This is a genomic window from Youngimonas ophiurae (nom. illeg.) (assembly GCF_049803795.1).
Taxonomy (GTDB): Bacteria; Pseudomonadota; Alphaproteobacteria; order Rhodobacterales; family Rhodobacteraceae; genus Thalassobius.
In genome coordinates, this window is sequence record NZ_JBNAGJ010000009.1 from 2,501 (window position 1) to 20,842 (window position 18,342).

The following is an 18,342-nucleotide window of genomic DNA, read 5'->3' on the forward strand; positions in this document are numbered from 1 at the left end:
TGCCTTGTTCGCAAGGCCGGTGTTGCAAACCCGCTTTCCTTGGAGGTTTGCAGCATATCGCTTCGAAAACGACGGTGTTGTCCAAGTCAAGTACACTAACCAAGTGCACTTTCGAAAGAAAGTGTCACTATTGTCTGAACAGACCGACATCTGTTCAGGCGGGAAAGTATGCTTTTGACCGGATTGAGAGCTGCCAGTCGAACCAGCCTGGCGGCAATGAGATTTGGCTCTGCCCTGCGCTCAAGTAGCGAAGCGGTAGCGCAGTGTTACCAACGCGCTCAAGTAGCGAAGCGGTAGCGCATCCAACAAGTCTTGCTCTTTCTGGATCAAATCAAGCGCGAGAAGGGCGTTTGGTGAATGCCTTGGCAGTAAGAGGCGATGAAAGACGTGATACTCTGCGATAAGCCATGGGGAGCTGAGAATAAGCTTTGATCCATGGATCTCTGAATGGGGCAACCCACCTGAAAGTTTGTTATTGTTACTTCGGTAATCAATAACATTCTTAACCAGGTACTTAAAACCTGAATACATAGGGTTTTAAGAGCAAACCCGGGGAACTGAAACATCTAAGTACCCGGAGGAAAGGAAATCAATTGATACTCCCCTAGTAGCGGCGAGCGAACGGGGACCAGCCGAGCCATGATTGTGATTAGAACACGTTGGAATACGTGACCAAAGTGGGTGACAGTCCCGTATAAGAAGCATGATTGGACGTATTAAGTAGGGCGGAACACGTGAAATTCTGTCTGAAGATCGGAGGACCACCTTCGAAGGCTAAGTACTCCTTACTGACCGATAGCGAACCAGTACCGTGAGGGAAAGGTGAAAAGCACCCCGACGAGGGGAGTGAAACAGTACCTGAAACCGAACGCCTACAATCAGTTGGAGGGCCCTTGCGGCCTGACAGCGTACCTTTTGTATAATGGGTCATCGACTTGGTCTCACGTGCAAGCTTAAGCCGATAGGTGTAGGCGCAGCGAAAGCGAGTCTTAATAGGGCGTCGAGTTCGTGGGATCAGACCCGAAACCGAGTGATCTAGGCATGACCAGGCTGAAGGTAAGGTAACACTTACTGGAGGGCCGAACCCACACCTGTTGAAAAAGGTCGGGATGAGTTGTGCCTAGGGGTGAAAGGCCAATCAAACTCGGAGATAGCTGGTTCTCCGCGAAATCTATTTAGGTAGAGCGTCATCCGAATACCCCGGGGGGTAGAGCACTGGATGGGTAATGGGGCCCCACAGGCTTACTGATCCTAACCAAACTCCGAATACCCGGGAGTACTAGATGGCAGACACACCACGGATGCTAACGTCCGTGGTGGAGAGGGAAACAACCCTGACCTCCAGCTAAGGCCCCTAATTCATGGCTAAGTGGGAAAGCAGGTGAGACGACCAAAACAACCAGGAGGTTGGCTTAGAAGCAGCCATCCTTTAAAGATAGCGTAACAGCTCACTGGTCTAAATAAGTTGTCTTGCGGCGAAGATGTAACGGGGCTCAAGCCATGAGCCGAAGCTGAGGATGCACATAGTGCATGGTAGCGGAGCGTAGTGTGACATAGCACTGATCTTTATTATCGCCAAAGGTCTTGGCGCAGGTAACTGTGCTCAAGTAGCCGAAGGCGGTAGCACAAGATCAAGTGCTTTCTGTGAAGCCGGGCTGTAAGGCATCCGGTGGAGAGATCACTAGTGAGAATGATGACATGAGTAGCGACAAACAGTGTGAGAGACACTGTCGCCGAAAGTCCAAGGGTTCCTGCTTAAAGCTAATCTGAGCAGGGTAAGCCGGCCCCTAAGGCGAGGCAGAAATGCGTAGTCGATGGGAATCAGGTTAATATTCCTGAGCCGTGGAGTGGTGACGGATCGTGAAGGTAGTTCAATCTTATCGGATTGATTGGGCTGCTGATCGGTTCCTGGAAATAGCCCTCCTATAAGACCGTACCCTAAACCGACACAGGTGGACTGGTAGAGAATACCAAGGCGCTTGAGAGAACTATGTTGAAGGAACTCGGCAAAATACCTCCGTAAGTTCGCGAGAAGGAGGCCCGGTTTCTACGCAAGTATTGACTGGGGGCACAAACCAGGGGGTGGCGACTGTTTACTAAAAACACAGGGCTCTGCGAAGTCGCAAGACGACGTATAGGGTCTGACGCCTGCCCGGTGCTTGAAGGTTAAAAGGAGAGGTGAGAGCCTTGAATTGAAGCCCAAGTAAACGGCGGCCGTAACTATGACGGTCCTAAGGTAGCGAAATTCCTTGTCGGGTAAGTTCCGACCTGCACGAATGGCGTAACGACTTCCCCGCTGTCTCCAACATAGACTCAGCGAAATTGAATTGCCTGTCAAGATGCAGGCTTCCCGCGGTTAGACGGAAAGACCCCGTGCACCTTTACTACAGCTTCACACTGGCATCAGGCCAAGCATGTGCAGGATAGGTGGTGGGCTTTGAAACCAGGACGCCAGTCCTGGTGGAGCCTCCCTTGAGATACCACCCTTGCTTTGCTTGATGTCTAACCGCGGTCCGTTATCCGGATCCGGGACCCTGTGTGGCGGGTAGTTTGACTGGGGCGGTCGCCTCCTAAAGAGTAACGGAGGCGCGCGAAGGTTGGCTCAGAGCGGTCGGAAATCGCTCGTTGAGTGCAATGGCAGAAGCCAGCCTGACTGCAAGACTGACAAGTCGAGCAGAGTCGAAAGACGGCCATAGTGATCCGGTGGTCCCGTGTGGAAGGGCCATCGCTCAACGGATAAAAGGTACGCCGGGGATAACAGGCTGATACTGCCCAAGAGTCCATATCGACGGCAGTGTTTGGCACCTCGATGTCGGCTCATCTCATCCTGGGGCTGGAGCAGGTCCCAAGGGTACGGCTGTTCGCCGTTTAAAGAGGTACGTGAGCTGGGTTTAGAACGTCGTGAGACAGTTCGGTCCCTATCTGCCGTGGGTGTAGGATACTTGAGAGGAGTTGCCCCTAGTACGAGAGGACCGGGGTGAACGTTCCACTGGTGGACCAGTTATCGTGCCAACGGTAGTGCTGGGTAGCTATGAACGGACAGGATAACCGCTGAAGGCATCTAAGCGGGAAGCCCCCCTCAAAACAAGGTATCCCTGAGGACCGTGGTAGACCACCACGTCGATAGGCCGGAGATGTAAGTGCAGCAATGCATTCAGTTGACCGGTACTAATGGTCCGATAGGCTTGATTTGATCCAGTAACAGCAAGACTAGTTACTCAATCATATCAAAAGCATACACAACACAATGTACAGCGTACTGACTTGGACACTTGGTTATTACTCGGTTTGGTGGTCATAGCAGAAGCAAAACACCCGATCCCTTCCCGAACTCGGAAGTTAAGTGCTCTAACGCCAATGGTACTGCATCTTAAGGTGTGGGAGAGTAGGTAACCGCCAAACCTAGTAATAACCAAACTATGATCCCTCTAAATAGATGAAAAGAATGGCGCGGGATGGAGCAGCCCGGTAGCTCGTCAGGCTCATAACCTGAAGGTCGCAGGTTCAAATCCTGCTCCCGCAACCAAAATTCTGAACGCCTCTCGGGTTTCCCGCGGGGCGTTTTGATTTTGTGTTGTCGCCAGCGGCTGATAACACCCTCATGTGAGCAATAACCCCAATATCGCGACTGCATGGGCTATGGTGGATCAGCCAGAGGTTATTTCAGTGGGATGCTGACACGTAATTGAACGGTTTCCAGGCCTGGATTCACCGTTTCGATGTCCGCATTGGAACGATGATCGTAGGACAGGCCGATCCGAACGCCTTTGCGGGTTTCATATCCGATTTCTGCGCCGGAACGGAACTCTAGCGGAGACCCCAGATCCGGGCCATCCCCCTGTGCATAAAGGCCGGGCATCAAATGCAATTGCACATAGCCTCGGTTCCGGGCGAAATAGCCCGTCCAGGTTGCGCCAAACCCGATCCAGGCGTCGCCATCACTGGTGGCGGACAGGCCAAAAGCCGGCTGAAACGGCCCATAGGCGCGTCCGAAATCGTAGCGGACATAGACTTCTTCGGCGATGCTGTCTTTCTGAAACTGCACATCCCCCGCGGATAAGGCAATGCGCGCCGGGGTGTCGCGTTCGGTCAGGCAGCCCGAGACCGGACAGTGACTGGCTTTCATGTCGGCCAGGCCGGCAATCAGAAAAAGAACCGCAAAGGTACCGTCCATGTCATCCTCCGAACGCTGTTAGGGCTTGGGTACACCACGGGGCTGAAAATGTCACCGATGAACTGATCACGACATCGCGTCCGGGTGTTCTAAGGCAGAGCCCACCGCGATGAAAAACGGCTGACGCGCCCCAATAGCTGTGGCATTTCCGGGGGCTCCGCAGCATATTGCCGCGCGAAGTGCGCCGCGAATGCAGGCAGGCTGGTGTCCTGCTAGTAAGGGAATCACCTTGCATGCCTATATTGGCTGGTATACTATCGCATACAGCAAGCTTGTCCCGGCTCGCCAGACGCTTCTGCGGCCCTGTGGGCAAGCGTAACAGAACTTAAGCGCCGGGAATGTCATGAGCTTGTACACAGACTACCTTACTGAGATTGAAACTCGCAAAGAGCAGGGCCTGAACCCCAAACCCATCGACGATGGTGCTCTGGTCGAAGAGCTGATCGCACAGATCAAGGACACCGGGAACGCGCATCGCGAAGACTCGTTGAAGTTCTTCATCTACAACACGCTGCCCGGCACCACGAGCGCCGCTGGCGTGAAAGCGGCCTTTTTGAAAGACATCATTCTGGGTGCGGTTGAAGTGGCTGAAATCACTTCGGAATTCGCATTTGAACTGCTGTCGCACATGAAGGGCGGCCCCTCGATTGCGGTGCTGCTGGACATCGCCCTGGGCGCGGACGCGGGGCTGGCTGCTCAGGCGGCCGAGGTGCTGAAAACCCAGGTCTTCCTTTATGAGGCAGACATGGATCGCCTGGCCGAGGCACATGCCGCAGGCAACGCTGTCGCCACCGACATTCTGGAAAGCTATGCCAAGGCCGAGTTCTTCACCGAACTGCCCGAAGTTGAAGAAGAGATCAAAGTCGTCACCTATATCGCCGCCGAGGGCGACATCTCGACCGACCTGCTGTCGCCCGGCAACCAGGCGCACAGCCGCGCAGACCGCGAGCTGCACGGCAAATGTATGATCACCCCCGAAGCTCAGGCCGAAATTCAGGCGTTGCAGGCAGCCAACCCCGGCGCGCGCGTCATGCTGATCGCGGAAAAGGGCACCATGGGTGTGGGCTCGTCGCGGATGTCGGGTGTGAACAATGTGGCGCTGTGGACCGGCAAACAGGCCAGCCCCTACGTACCCTTCGTGAACATCGCCCCCGTTGTGGCTGGCACCAACGGCATTTCGCCGATCTTCCTGACCACCGTGGGCGTGACCGGCGGTATCGGTCTGGACCTGAAAAACTGGGTCAAGAAAGTGGACGCCGACGGCAACACTGTCATGGATGACAACGGCGATCCGGTGCTGGAGCAGGTTTACTCGGTTGAGACGGGTAAGGTGCTGACGATCAACACCAAGGATAAGAAACTATACGATGCGGACGGCACCGAGCTGGTGGACATCTCGGGCGCGCTGACCCCGCAGAAGGTGGAATTCATCAAGGCGGGCGGTTCCTATGCCGTGGTCTTCGGTAAGAAGCTGCAAACATTCGCAGCCGAAGCCCTGGGCCAAGAGCTGAAATCGGCCTACGCGCCCTCGAAAGAGGTGGCAATCGACGGTCAGGGCCTGACCGCGGTCGAGAAGATCTTTAACCGCAACGCCCGCGGTGTTGCGCCGGGCACCGTCCTGCACGCTGGCTCGGATGTGCGCGTGAAGGTGAACGTCGTCGGCAGTCAGGATACCACCGGCCCGATGACCGCCCAGGAACTGGAGGCCATGGCCGCCACCGTGATCTCGCCCTCGCTGGACGCGGGCTATCAGTCGGGCTGTCACACGGCTTCGGTCTGGGATCTGAAGGCGCAGGCCAACATCCCCAAGCTGATGGCGTTCATGAACAAATTCGGCCTGATCACCGCGCGTGACCCGCAGGGCGAGTATCACGCGATGACCGACGTGATCCACAAGGTGCTGAACGACATCACCGTGGACGATTGGGACATCATCATCGGCGGCGACAGCCACACCCGTATGTCCAAGGGCGTTGCGTTCGGCGCGGACTCGGGCACTGTTGCTCTGGCGCTGGCCACCGGCGAAGCCACCATGCCGATCCCGGAATCGGTTAAGGTGACGTTCAAAGGCACCATGAAAGACCACATGGATTTCCGTGACGTGGTGCACGCCACCCAGGCGCAGATGCTGAAACAGCATGGCGATAACGTCTTCCAGGGCCGCATCATCGAGGTGCACATCGGCACTCTGCTGGCCGACCAGGCCTTCACCTTCACCGACTGGACCGCCGAGATGAAGGCCAAGGCCTCGATCTGTATCTCGAATGACGACACGCTGATCGGCTCGCTGGAGCTGGCCAAGTCGCGCATCCAGATCATGATTGATAAGGGCATGGACAACGCGGCGCAGACCCTGCAAGGCCTGATCGACAAAGCCGACAAACGCATCGCCGAGATCAAGTCTGGCGAAAAACCGGCCCTGTCGCCCGATGACAGCGCCAAATACTTTGCCGAGGTTGTCGTCGATCTGGACGAAATCAACGAGCCGATGATCGCTGACCCGGACGTGAACAACATCGACGTGTCCAAGCGCTATACCCACGACACCATCCGCCCGATCTCGTTCTACAAGGCCGAGAAGAAAGTGGATCTGGGCTTTGTGGGTTCGTGCATGGTGCACAAGGGGGACATGAAAATCGTCGCTCAGATGCTGAAGAACCTGGAGAAGGTCCAGGGCGAGGTGAAGTTCAACGCGCCTCTGGTTGTGGCTGCCCCCACCTATAACATCATCGACGAGATGAAGGCCGAGGGCGATTGGGAAATCCTGCAAAAATACTCGGGCTTCGAGTTCGATGACATGGCCCCCAAAAGCACCGCCCGCACCGAGTACGAAAACATCCTGTATCTGGAACGTCCGGGCTGTAACCTGTGCATGGGCAACCAGGAAAAAGCTGAAAAAGGCGACACCGTTCTGGCTACCTCGACCCGTCTGTTCCAGGGCCGCGTCGTGGAAGATTCGTCCGAGAAAAAGGGTGAATCGCTGCTGGCCTCGACCCCGGTTGTGGTGCTGTCGGCCATCCTGGGCCGCACCCCGACCATCGAGGAATACAAGGCCGCCGTCGAAGGTATCGACCTGACTAAGTTCGCACCGCCGAAGGACATCCCCGGCGCCTCGCGTTCGGTTCATTTCTAAGCCGGCATTCAGTCTGAAACCTAAGAGGGGCGCCCGGTGCGCCCCTTTTTTATTGGCAAACGCACGACAAAAACGCCGTGACATACCGATGCCGGGCGGGGCGATTGCAGAAATATGATCGGGAAAAGTGGTACTCCGTAGGGGAATCGAACCCCTCTTTCCAGGTTGAAAACCTGGCGTCCTAACCGATAGACGAACGGAGCAGCCTTGGCGTGAGCCGGTGTTTAGAAAAACATTGTGCCGGGTTCAAGCGCCAAATGCCTCTTTGGTGGAATTTTCTATCGGTGCGCGGCCAGGTATCTTTCTGCCAGCGGCAGGGCCGTGTCCACCGCAACCCGTGACCGCGCGGCGCCGCCGGGTTCCTGACGTCTGGGGATGATCCAGCCGGGGTAGGTCAGCGCGCGGATCATGATGAAAAACTCCAGGCTTTCCAACGAGATGACCCGCCGCACGGCATAGCCCTTCAGCACGGCATCGCGCAGGTCTTCGTAATCGGGCGCAGCAAGGAAACGCATCAGAAAGGTGGCGATCTCAAAATCGCGGAACCCCCAGCCACCGTCGTCAAAATCAATCAACGAAAGCGCGCCAGCCTGGGCTAGAACATTCTCGGTCAGGATGTCCGCGTGGATCAGACCATAGTCCAGATCGCTCTGCTGGGCGGCCAGCTGCGAATAGGCCAGGCGCCGAACCTGGCGCAGGGTGTCGGCCTGGGCCGGTGTCAGATCCGGGTTGTCCCAAAACGGCCCCCACAAGGGCGCATCCCCCAGCAGCCCGTGCAGATCCCAGTGTGGCCGGATGAAATCGGCCGGCTTTGCCCAGGCATCGGACAGATCGTGCAGCCGTGCCATTGTGCGCCCCAGATCCTGAGCAAAGCGCAGGCGGTCTGGAACGTCCAGATCGCCGAGTTTGCCGGCCTGGGTACCGGGCATCCAGCTGAGAACACTGACCGGCGTGTCTCCGATCAGCTCGATCAGGTGGCCATCGGTGGACGGATGGGGCAGGGGAACATTCAGCCCGCCCTGGGCCAGGGCTTCCATCCACTGCATTTCCGAACGCAGCTGGGCCTGACTGCGATAACCGGGGCGATGCAGACGCAGGGCGCGCGGCCCATCCGGTGTATCCGCGCGATAGACTGCATTTTCGCGCCGCGCCGCCAGGCTAAGCGTCTCAGGGGCAATGCCCCACCGCATAGCGGCCTTGTGGGCGGTTTCGTGGCTCATGGCCCGACCGGAGTTTCCGCCAGCACCGCGTCCAGCGTTTGCACCAGCTGATCCACATGCGCGCGGGAAAACACCATCGGCGGGCGCATTTTCAGGACGTTCTTGTACCGCCCGAGGAAGTTCAGCAGCACCCCTCGCCTGCGCATTTCATTGGCGATGCGCAGGGTATACTCGGGGGCGGGGGTTTTCTGATCGCGGTCCAGAACCAGCTCGATTCCAAAAAACAGCCCCGCGCCGCGCACGTCCCCGATCTGAGGGTGACGCGAGGCCAGCTCTTGCAGGCTGGTTTTGGCATAGGCACCGACATCGCGGGCATTTTCCTGCAAGCCTTCGGTCTGAAGAACGTCCAGCGTGGCCAGACATGCGGCCATCGACACCGGGTTCCCGCCGAAGGTGTTGAAATAGCCAAAGGCATTGCGGAACGCGCCCATCGGGCCGGCCCCGGCGATCACTGCGCCGACGGGGTGGCCATTGGCCATGGGTTTGCCGATGGTGATGATCTCGGGGGTAAAACCGATGCGTTCGTGCCCCCAGAAATGACTGCCCAGACGGCCAAAACCGGGCTGGACCTCATCTGCGATGACGATGCCTCCGGCGCGTCGGACGGCCTCGATTGCGGGGGTCAGCCAGCCGTGGGGCAGGTCTGGAAAGCCTTCGTTTGCGAAGAACGGACAGACCACCAGCGCCGAAACGCCATGCCCCTTTGCCTGCAATTCCTGGATCTGCGTCTTAACCGCGGCGGCAAAGGCCCGTGCGTGTTCCATGCCTGGCTGCCCGCCCAAGGGGCGGTAGCTGTCAGGCGCGGGGACAAAGGCGATATTATCCTGGTACCCCCCAATCGGAGGCTTCGTCCGGCTGAGCTGCGAGACCGCCGCCGTGTTCCCATGATAGGTGTAATCCGTTGCAATAACGCCAGAATTCCCGGTCCAGGCCTGCGCCATCCGCAGCGCGACGTCATTGGCCTCGGAGCCGGTGCAGGTCATCAGGATCGTGTCCAGGCCGGTGTCCAGCGTGTTCAGCAGGCGCTCGGCGTAATTCAGGATTCCGTCATGCAGATAGCGCGAATGCGTGTTCAGCGTGCCCGCCTGCTGACAGATTGCCTGCACCACCTTCGGATGGCAGTGGCCGACATGCGGGACGTTGTTATAGCAATCCAGATATTGCCGCCCGTCCGCGTCCCACAGATGCACCCCCGCGCCGCGCACCAGGTGCACGGGCTCTTGGTAGAATGTGGGTAAATTGGGGCCCAGCAGGCGCGTGCGCTTTTGCAGCAGGGTTTCCGTCATGATGCCGGTCCGGTCTGGTGTCTGTTGAGGCGACTATTGACCGGACCGGACGGATTGTCATGGGGTTTCCTGGGGCAATCTGCGGTTTAAGCCCGGTTTTGTTGACGGGCTGAGCAATATCAGGATTTCCACTTGGCCGCTTTGGCGCGGGCGGCCTGTGCAAACATGTTGACGTCCAGCCCGACGGCCAGGAATTGCGCGCCCCAATCGCGGTATTCGGCGGCAACCTCGTCCACGGGGGACAGAATGCCGGCGGCCTTGTCCGAGGCAGCGATGCGTTCCAGGCAGTGCTTGATCACAGAGCGGACATCCTCGTGTGCGGCGTTGCCCGGATGGCCCAGATCGGCGGCCAGATCGGCCGGGCCGATAAAAACCCCGTCGATACCGTCGATGTTCAGGATGTCCTCTAGCGCGTCTACGCCTTTTTGGCTTTCGACCTGGACCAGCAGGCAGATTTCCTGGTTCGCGGTCTGCACATAATCGGTAATCGCCCCGAACCGGGACGCCCGCGCCATCGAGGCACCAACCCCGCGGATGCCCTCGGGCGGGTAGCGCATGGCGCGGGTCAGCTGTGCGGCTTGCTGCGCGCTTTCGACCATGGGAACCAGAACGGTCTGCGCGCCCACATCCAGCGCCTGTTTGATCACCCAATCCTCACCCACCGGGACACGGACCACGGGGTGCGAGGCCGAGCCCTGAAGCGCCTGAAGCTGCGCCATGATCGAGCGCACGTCATTGGCCGCGTGCTCTCCGTCGATGACGATCCAGTCGAAACCGGCGGTGCCCAGCACCTCGATCGCAAAAGGGTCGGCGAAACCGGACCAGCAGCCATATTGCATGTCGCCACGGGCCAGAGCAGATTTGAACGGGTTCTTGATAGCCGGCATGTCAGAGATCCTTCTGTTTGGCAGCGATTTCGGTGATCACGGTATAGGCGGTGTCGATATCCGCCTGGGTACAGTCAAACTGCCCCGCCTGGAACCGGATCACCAGCTTATCCTGCGTGCGGGTCTGGGTCAGGTAGATGCGCCCGTCGTCATTGATGGCGTTGATCAGATCCAGGATGGCCTGATCGGGGTCACGGCCCGCAGGCGCATAACGGAAGGTAAACAGCGACAGCACCGGCTCGGTCACGATTTCAATATCCGGGGCGGCACGCAGTTTTTCCGCCAGGGCCTGAGACCAGTTAACATGATTGCGGATCATCTGGCGCAGCCCGTCCATGCCATAGGCGCGGATCAGGAACCACAGTTTCAGCGCGCGGAACCGCCGCCCCAGAGGCACGCTCCATTCCGAATAGTTGATGATCCCGTCCGCGCCGTGGGTCTTCAGATATTCAGGCTGAATGGCCAGCGTTTGGGTCAGAGCCTGAGGGGATTTGACGAAATGGGCGGACAGGTCGAACTGCGTGCCCAGCCATTTGTGGGGGTTAAAGACGACAGAATCGGCCTGGTCCACGCCCTTCCACAGATCGCGGTATTCCGGGCAGATCATGGCCGAGCCCGCCCAGGCCGCATCCACATGGGTATAGAGAGTATATTTCTGCGCCAGCGAACATGTAGCGGCGATGTCATCGCAGGCGCCCGTGCCGGTGCCGCCCACGCAGGCGACGATTCCGGCGGGCAGGTATCCGGTGTCCAGATCGGCCCGGATCTGCGCCTCTAGCGCGGCAATGTCCATCGAACGCAGGGGGCCTTGGGTGGGGATGCGCACCAGATTGGCCTGACCGATCCCCGCCACCCAGATGGCGCGATCCACCGATGTGTGCACCTCGTCCGAGCAATAGATCCGCAGCGTTTTTTGCCCCGGCAGACCGTTTGCATTGCCATCCCAGTTCAGCGCGCGCTCGCGCATCACCAGCACCGCCGCCAGCGTCGCCGAGGACGCCGAATCCTGAATAACCCCCGCAAACTCCGGGGGCAGGCCCAGCCCCTGACGCAGCCAGTCCATCATGCGGGTTTCCATTTCCGTTGCGGCGGGCGAGGTCTGCCACAGCATACATTGCGGTGCCATTGCGGTGACCAGATTGTCGGCCAGTACCGCCGCAGGCGAGGCATTCGACGGGAAATAGGCAAAGAAACGCGGGTGCTGCCAATGGGTGATGCCGGGGACGACGATGTTTTCGAAATCGGCAATCACGTCTTCGATCGGCTGCGCGCTGTCTGGGGGGCTGGCGGGCAGGGCGGCCAGAATATCCCCCGGTTTCGTCTGCGCGCGCACGGGTTTGTCCTTTAGGCCTGCGTGATAATTTGCGGCCCAATCGGCGGCCCATTTGCCCCATTTGGGAAAATCGTTCCAGCGCATCTTACCCTCCCGGTTTTCGCTTAACATGTTAAGTAGCAGAAAGCACGGCACCCCGGCAAGGGCAGAGCATCACCGGGGCGGTAAAAGGTCAAGACGGCAGAGGAATCACGTGTCTCGGGCGGTCTGCATCGCGGCGCTCAGGATGGCGCGATCCCCCACATGATTGGCCAGAATCAGCACCAGACGGGCATTCAGCGCATGGCTGTCTGCGTCGCTCAGCCCGTCATGGGTGGCGATCAACTCGGCATAGAAATCATCCACGCCGTCGATATTCGGGGTCAGGATCAGATCGGACATTGGGGTTACTCCTTGCCGATGGCGCGGCGCAGGGCGGCGCGGATTTTGGAGTCGTCATAGCTCTGAAAGCGGGCGGCGACATGCTGGTCGGGGCGGATCAGGTAAACGGCCGATTCGGCCGCGCCCAGATAGCGCTGGGCCAGGGCGCCGGTGGTGTCGTCGCTGGCCGATAAGGCCAGGCGTTTGATGGTAACGCCGCTTTCGTCCAGGGTATCGGGCGCCTCTGCGTCGATGGTCAGCAGGATGAATTCATTGCCCAATTCGGACAGCAGGTAGCCCTCGCCCAAGGGCGCATCCGGGCAAGGCGCGCCGGGACGGGTACGAGCAGGGCCGTCCAGCCCGTCGGGCGTGTTCAGCGGCGAGCCATCATAGATACATGGCACGGACAAACGCCCCGAGTTCACCATCGGCCGGGCAAAGGCGTGTTGTTCCGACAGGTCCAGCACCGCGTCGCGCAGCAGTTTGGACATGCCCGATTTTGGCGTGATGAAATCGGTCGAACGGGTGGAGTTCAGGATGTTTTCATCCGCGCCGTGGATACGCTCGTTATTGTAGCTGTCCAGCAGGCGATCGGGGGCTTGCCCCTTGATCACCATCCCCAGTTTCCAGCCCAGATTATCCACGTCCTGCACGCCAGAATTCGCCCCGCGCGCCCCAAAGGGCGAGACCTGATGCGCGGCATCCCCGGCAAAGAACACGCGACCATGGCGGAAGCTGTCCATCCGTTTGCACTGAAACGTATAGATCGAGGACCAGACCAGATCGTAGTCCACCCCTTGCAGAAAAGCATCCAGACGGCGGCGTATGTTTTCCTCTTTCATCTCTTCTTTGCGGTCCACGTCCCAGCCGATCTGGAAATCCACGCGCCAGACGTCATCGGGCTGTTTGTGCAGCAGCATCGAGGCCCCCTCTCCGTGGCTGGGGTCAAACCAGAACCAGCGCTCGGTGGGAAAGGACACGTCGCCTTTCATCTTGATGTCGGCGATCAGGAAGCTGTCCTGAAAGACCTTGCCGGTGAAATCATAGCCCAGCATTTCCCGCAGGGGGGAATTGGCACCGTCAGCGCCGATCAGCCAGTCCGCCATTAGCGTATAGGGGCCATCCGGGGTTGTGATTTCGACGGTCAGGTGATCGTCTTGGACCGTGACATTATCGACCCGGTTCTTCCCGCGGATCTCAATCGGCGCACCCTGGGCCTGGAGCGCGCGCAGACGTTCGATCTGGAAGCTTTCGAAATAGGGTTGCTGCATGTTGATGAAGGCCGGGAACTTGTGGCCCTCTTCCGGCAGCAGGTTGAATTCAAAGACTTTATCGTCTTTATGGAACACTTTGCCCAGGTTCCAGACGACGCCCTTGTCCAGCATCGGCTCGCCGCAGCCATAGCGGTCGGCGATCTCCAGACAGCGTTTGGCGAAACAGATCGCGCGGCTGCCCATACCGACGCCTTCGTGATCGTCCAGCACCAGAACGGGGATGCCTTGCAGGCCCAGGTCCAGCGCGGTGGCAATCCCGACGGGACCGCCCCCCATCACCACGACAGGATGGCGCACAGGTGTTTTCAGATCCTGATCGGCAGATTTTTCGTAAGGGTACAGCCGGTAGGCCAGCGTGTATCTGTCGTCAAACATGGGTGTCTCCTCCGGATTTTGGGACGCACGAAACCATGGCCATGCCTGCACATGACGCCCGATAGCATGAATGCGTTGGGGCCCGCGCCCGGCCTGGGCGCGGGGGATGCGTTAGCCTTGCAGGGCCTCCCACATGTCCAGATCGCGCTGGGCGGTCCAGATGCGGGGGGTGTCGATGCCGCGAGCCTCGTCATAGGCGCGGGCGACATTGAAGGGCAGGCAGTGTTCGTAAATGGCGTAATCGGCGAATTTGGGGTCACATTCTGCGCGCACCGCGTCCCAGGCCTCTTTCAAGGTGCCGTTGCGCGCGGCGACCTTGGCGGCGGGGCGATAGGTACTGGTGACGAAATCGCGGGTGTTTTCAATCGCCGCATTGACCATTTCCTTACCCACCAAGGCATCGCCACGGCCGGGCGCGATGGCATCCACGTCATAGGCTTTGATCTTGTCCAGAGTGGTGCCCCAATCGCCGAAATGCCCATCGCCGCAGTAACAGGCCGAGTGATATTCGACGATGTCGCCGGTGAACATCACGTTCTGATCGGGCACGTGGATGATGGAATCGCCCGCCGTGTGCGCGCGGCCAATCTGGCGGATGTCGACGCGGCGATTCCCCAGATAAACGGTCATTGAATCGCTGAAGGTGGTGGTCGGAAAGGTCAGGCCGGGGATGGATTCGTGGCCTTCAAACAGGCGGGGGAAGCGTTGAAATTCGCTGTCCCAATCCTCTTGGCCGCGTTCGACGACCATGGCGCGAGCAGCGTCCGACATGATGATCTGCTGCGCGCCAAAGGCGCTGGCACCCAGGACGCGCACAGCGTGATAGTGGGTCAGCACCACATGGGTGATCGGCTTGTCGGTGACGCTGCGCACGCATTCGATCACCTTGTTGGCCAGGCGCGGGGTGGCCTGTGCCTCGACGATCATCACGCTGTCATCGCCGATGATCACGCCGCTGTTCGGATCGCCCTCGGCGGTGAAGGCATACAGCCCCTCGCCCACTTCGGTGAAGCTGATGGTTTTTTCGGTCATGTCCCCTTGGGACGCGAATGCTTTGGCCATTTTGGGGCTCCTTTAGCGTTGATAGGGGTCATCCAGCGCGGGCAGAACAGTGCCCGAACACGCGCCGAACCCGACGGTATAGCCATCGCCCCTGGCCGCGCCGTGCAGGGTCAGCGTATCGCCATCCTCAAGGAAGCAGCGCTGCTCACCCGTGTCCAGCGTCAGGGGCTCTTTGCCGCCCCAGCTCAGCTCCAACAAAGAGCCCCGCTCCGGTTTCGTCGGCCCCGAAATCGTGCCCGAGCCCAGCAGATCGCCCACATTCATCGGGCAGCCGCTGGTGGTGTGATGCGCCAACTGCTGCGCGGCCGAATAATACATCTGGCGATAGTTGGTCCGGGTCAGGGTGGTGGCGCCTTTCCCCGCAGGGGCCAAAGTAACCGACAGATCAATGTCATACAGCATCGGCCCGCAGTCCCGCAGATGCGGTAGCAGCTCTTTTTCGCGCGCCGGCGTGTCACAGCGGAACGGCTCCAGCGCGGCCTTTGTCACGATCCAGGGGCTGATGGTGGTGGCTGTCGCCTTGGCCTGAAAGGGCCCCAAAGGCTGATACTCCCAGGCCTGGATGTCACGCGCGGACCAGTCGTTCAGCAGCACATAGCCAAAGATGTTGTCGTCAGCCTCTTGCACCGTGATTGGCCCATCCGAGGCCACACCAACAATGGCCCCCATCTCCAGTTCCAGATCGAACCGCGCACAGGGCGCCCACCCAGGCACCGCGTCATTCGGCCCCTTCAACTGCCCCCAGGGCCGACGTACGTCGGTGCCCGACACCACAACCGAGGACGCCCGCCCATTATACCCGATCGGAATATGCAGCCAGTTGGGCGGCAAGGCATTCTCAGCCCCCCGGAACATCGTCCCCACGTTAACGGCATGATGCTTGCCCGCATAGAAATCGGTATATTCCGACACCAGGATCGGCATATGCAAACGCGCTGCCGATTGCGGCACCAGCATCGGCTGCACACTCGCCTGATCCGCGCTGCCCTCGGCCAGAATCTCGATCAGCCGCGCCCGCAAGGCCGCCCATACCTCGGCCCCTTCCTCCATGACCTCGTTCCAAAACGGCACGTCGAACAGGGGCACATCCCCAATCGTAATCACCCCGGCCTCTTCGGCCGCCTGACAATCCAGGATCATATCGCCAATCGCCACCCCGCACCGCGGCTCCAGAGCGTCGGTTTCGAACACACCATAAGGCAGGTTGTTCAGCGGAAATGGGCATTCGGCACGGTTCGCGCTCTCCACCCAGCTTTTCATCAATGACATCGGTCGTCCTTCCTTTGGATGCGGCGCAGCATCCCTTTCTTTGCTCCCCAAACACTCCGGGGGAATTGGCCAAAGGCCAAGGGGGCAGAGCCCCCCAGCTCATTTTTTACCCGGCGTTCCGTCGAATTTCTTCTCCAGGTCCGTCCAGCAATCAATGTAATCATCCTGCAACGGGGCCTCATTGGCGGCGAATCCCGTCAGATGCTGCGGGAAACGGGTCTCGAACATGAAGGACATCGTATTGTCCAGCTTGTCCGGCCCCAGATTCGAATTCGAGGCCCCCTCAAACGCGTTCTTATCCGGCCCGTGCGGCAGCATCATATTATGCAGGCTCATCCCGCCGGGAACAAAACCTTGGGGTTTAGCGTCATACTGACCATAGATATTGCCCATCAGCTCGGACATGATGTTTTTGTGATACCACGGCGGGCGGAAGGTGTTTTCCGCCACCATCCAGCGTTCGCGAAACAGCACAAAGTCGATATTCGCCGTCCCCGGCTGCCCCGAGGGCGCCGTCAACACGGTAAAGATCGACGGGTCGGGGTGGTCAAACAGGATCGCGCCCACCGGGCAATAGGTGCGCAGATCGTATTTGTAGGGCGCATAGTTTCCGTGCCAGGCCACAACGTCCAGCGGGCTTTGCCCGATCTGCGAGCTATGGAACTGCCCGCACCATTTCACCGTGATTTTCGAGGGCACTTCCTTATCCTCGAACGCCGCCACGGGGGCCTTGAAATCCCGTGGGTTGGCCATGCAGTTCGCGCCGATCGGGCCGCGGCCCGGCAGCTCGAATTTCTGGCCGTAGTTTTCGCAGACGAACCCCCGGCAGGGGCCCTCCAGCACCTCGACCTTATAGACCAGCCCGCGCGGCAGGATCGCGATCTCCTTGGGCTCCAGATCGATAATCCCCAGCTCGGTGAAAAACCGCAGGCGGCCTTCTTGGGGCACCACCAGCATTTCACTGTCCGCCGAGAAGAAATATTCATCCACCATCGAGTCCGTCACCAGATAGACATGGCTGGCCATGCCGACCTGCGTATTCACATCCCCGGCCGTGGTCATTGTGCGCATCCCGGTCAGCCAGGTCAGCGGCGTGTCCGAATGGGGCACCGCATCCCAGCGGTACTGGCCCAGGCTGGTCACATCAGGGTCCACGCAGGGGGCGGATTTCCAATAAGGCAGGTCGATCTTCGTATAACGATGCGAGTGTTTCACGCTGGGGCGGATGCGATAACACCAGGTGCGCTCGGGCGGGTTTGCGGTAAAGGCGGTGCCTGACAGCTGTTCCCCATAGAGGCCGTATTCGCATTTTTGCGGGCTGTTCATCCCCTGAGGCAGCGCGCCGGGCAGGGCCTCGGTTTCGAAATCATTGCCAAACCCCGGCATGTACCCCGGCGTCGTGCCCAAGGTGGTGCCAGCTTGCGAAACGGGGCTGCCCTTGGGCTGCATGTGCTGATTCATCGCGTGTCCTCCTTATTGGTTGCGGAGTTAATGGTTGATTTTGTAACTAACAAGCGCGAGAGGAGCCAGAATCATGAAAAATGATGATTTCCCGTTGCAGCAATTCCTGCCCTACCTGTTGAATCAGGCGGCCGAGGAATCCAGCCTGGAGTTTCAGCAGGTCTATAAGAACCGCTATGGGATGCTGCGCACCGAGTGGCGGGTGCTGTTTCATCTGGGCATCTACGGGCGGATGACGGCCAAGGAAATCGGTCAGCGCTCTAAGATGCACAAGACCAAGATCAGCCGCGCCGTCCAGCGCCTGGCTGAACGGCGGTTTCTGACGCGGGATCAGGACGAAAAAGACCGCCGGCTGGAGCATCTGGAACTGACAGCAGCGGGCCAGTCGGCCTATCGCGATCTGCGCGCAGTGGCCGAGAAATACGACGCGCGCCTGTCACAGGCGCTGACCGACGAGGAAAACCATATCCTGCGCCGGGCCCTGACCAAACTGGCGCGTATGGGGTAA

At 59.2% G+C, this 18,342-nt stretch carries 12 protein-coding genes, 2 tRNA genes and 2 rRNA genes; 5 read left to right on the plus strand and 11 right to left on the minus strand.

Going from position 1 to position 18,342, the window contains the following annotated elements:
• The first annotated feature begins 329 nt into the window (after positions 1–329).
• From ACP15O_RS15915 to ACP15O_RS15925, 3 genes are all read left to right on the plus strand, one after another.
• Positions 330–3,193 (plus strand): 23S ribosomal RNA (locus ACP15O_RS15915).
• Between the two features lie 94 nt (positions 3,194–3,287).
• Positions 3,288–3,402: ribosomal RNA gene (rrf, locus tag ACP15O_RS15920) — 5S ribosomal RNA — on the plus strand.
• A gap of 47 nt (positions 3,403–3,449) precedes the next feature.
• Positions 3,450–3,526 (plus strand) — tRNA-Met (locus ACP15O_RS15925).
• A 132-nt stretch (positions 3,527–3,658) separates the two neighbouring features.
• Here the strand turns inward: ACP15O_RS15925 and ACP15O_RS15930 are convergent.
• A complete protein-coding gene (locus ACP15O_RS15930; RefSeq protein WP_425097111.1) occupies positions 3,659–4,174 on the minus strand; it encodes an acyloxyacyl hydrolase in 516 nt (171 codons plus the stop codon).
• A 343-nt stretch (positions 4,175–4,517) separates the two neighbouring features.
• Here ACP15O_RS15930 and ACP15O_RS15935 point away from each other — a divergent pair, with 343 nt between their 5' ends.
• The gene (locus tag ACP15O_RS15935; RefSeq protein ID WP_425097112.1) at positions 4,518–7,307 is read left to right on the plus strand and encodes a bifunctional aconitate hydratase 2/2-methylisocitrate dehydratase; all 2,790 of its coding nucleotides are present in this window, start codon (positions 4,518–4,520) and stop codon (positions 7,305–7,307) included.
• A 128-nt stretch (positions 7,308–7,435) separates the two neighbouring features.
• Here the strand turns inward: ACP15O_RS15935 and ACP15O_RS15940 are convergent.
• The 10 genes from ACP15O_RS15940 to hmgA all read right to left on the minus strand — a co-directional run bounded on the left by ACP15O_RS15940 (position 7,436) and on the right by hmgA (position 17,822).
• Positions 7,436–7,510 (minus strand) — tRNA-Glu (locus ACP15O_RS15940).
• A 75-nt stretch (positions 7,511–7,585) separates the two neighbouring features.
• Positions 7,586–8,527, minus strand: a complete 942-nt coding sequence (locus tag ACP15O_RS15945; protein WP_425097113.1) for a phosphotransferase enzyme family protein — start codon at positions 8,525–8,527, stop codon at positions 7,586–7,588.
• Positions 8,524–9,813 (minus strand): aspartate aminotransferase family protein, encoded by a 1,290-nt coding sequence (locus tag ACP15O_RS15950; protein WP_425097114.1) that lies wholly within the window; start codon positions 9,811–9,813, stop codon positions 8,524–8,526. Before ACP15O_RS15950 ends, ACP15O_RS15945 begins: the two co-directional genes overlap by 4 nt.
• A gap of 119 nt (positions 9,814–9,932) precedes the next feature.
• Positions 9,933–10,700 (minus strand): HpcH/HpaI aldolase family protein, encoded by a 768-nt coding sequence (locus ACP15O_RS15955; protein ID WP_425097115.1) that lies wholly within the window; start codon positions 10,698–10,700, stop codon positions 9,933–9,935.
• Between the two features lies 1 nt (position 10,701).
• Positions 10,702–12,117, minus strand: coding sequence for a pyridoxal phosphate-dependent decarboxylase family protein (locus tag ACP15O_RS15960; protein ID WP_425097116.1), 1,416 nt, complete (start codon positions 12,115–12,117; stop codon positions 10,702–10,704).
• A gap of 105 nt (positions 12,118–12,222) precedes the next feature.
• Entirely contained in the window at positions 12,223–12,414 is a 192-nt protein-coding gene (locus ACP15O_RS15965) for a DUF2783 domain-containing protein (protein WP_425097117.1), read from the minus strand.
• A gap of 5 nt (positions 12,415–12,419) precedes the next feature.
• Complete coding sequence (locus tag ACP15O_RS15970) at positions 12,420–14,042, minus strand: FAD-dependent oxidoreductase (RefSeq protein WP_425097118.1); 1,623 nt, start codon at positions 14,040–14,042, stop codon at positions 12,420–12,422.
• Between the two features lie 111 nt (positions 14,043–14,153).
• On the minus strand, positions 14,154–15,104 hold the full coding sequence (locus ACP15O_RS15975) for an MBL fold metallo-hydrolase (protein ID WP_425097119.1): 951 nt from the start codon (positions 15,102–15,104) through the stop codon (positions 14,154–14,156).
• A 12-nt stretch (positions 15,105–15,116) separates the two neighbouring features.
• Entirely contained in the window at positions 15,117–16,373 is a 1,257-nt protein-coding gene (fahA, locus tag ACP15O_RS15980; protein WP_425097120.1) for a fumarylacetoacetase, read from the minus strand.
• A 99-nt stretch (positions 16,374–16,472) separates the two neighbouring features.
• Positions 16,473–17,822 carry a homogentisate 1,2-dioxygenase gene (gene hmgA / locus ACP15O_RS15985; protein WP_425097242.1) on the minus strand — a complete coding sequence of 450 codons (1,350 nt, stop codon included), beginning with the start codon at positions 17,820–17,822 and terminating at the stop codon, positions 16,473–16,475.
• Positions 17,823–17,904: 82 nt separating this feature from the next.
• On the opposite strand from hmgA, the gene ACP15O_RS15990 reads away from it, so the two are divergent.
• A complete protein-coding gene (locus ACP15O_RS15990; RefSeq protein WP_425097243.1) occupies positions 17,905–18,342 on the plus strand; it encodes a MarR family winged helix-turn-helix transcriptional regulator in 438 nt (145 codons plus the stop codon).

Coding starts and splice junctions, on each gene's coding strand:
- ACP15O_RS15930 (WP_425097111.1), bottom strand. CDS start 4,174: ATGGACGGTACCTTTGCGGTTCTTTTTCTGATTGCCGGCCTGGCCGAC.
- ACP15O_RS15935 (WP_425097112.1), top strand. CDS start 4,518: ATGAGCTTGTACACAGACTACCTTACTGAGATTGAAACTCGCAAAGAG.
- ACP15O_RS15945 (WP_425097113.1), bottom strand. CDS start 8,527: ATGAGCCACGAAACCGCCCACAAGGCCGCTATGCGGTGGGGCATTGCC.
- ACP15O_RS15950 (WP_425097114.1), bottom strand. CDS start 9,813: ATGACGGAAACCCTGCTGCAAAAGCGCACGCGCCTGCTGGGCCCCAAT.
- ACP15O_RS15955 (WP_425097115.1), bottom strand. CDS start 10,700: ATGCCGGCTATCAAGAACCCGTTCAAATCTGCTCTGGCCCGTGGCGAC.
- ACP15O_RS15960 (WP_425097116.1), bottom strand. CDS start 12,117: ATGCGCTGGAACGATTTTCCCAAATGGGGCAAATGGGCCGCCGATTGG.
- ACP15O_RS15965 (WP_425097117.1), bottom strand. CDS start 12,414: ATGTCCGATCTGATCCTGACCCCGAATATCGACGGCGTGGATGATTTC.
- ACP15O_RS15970 (WP_425097118.1), bottom strand. CDS start 14,042: ATGTTTGACGACAGATACACGCTGGCCTACCGGCTGTACCCTTACGAA.
- ACP15O_RS15975 (WP_425097119.1), bottom strand. CDS start 15,104: ATGGCCAAAGCATTCGCGTCCCAAGGGGACATGACCGAAAAAACCATC.
- fahA (WP_425097120.1), bottom strand. CDS start 16,373: ATGTCATTGATGAAAAGCTGGGTGGAGAGCGCGAACCGTGCCGAATGC.
- hmgA (WP_425097242.1), bottom strand. CDS start 17,822: ATGCAGCCCAAGGGCAGCCCCGTTTCGCAAGCTGGCACCACCTTGGGC.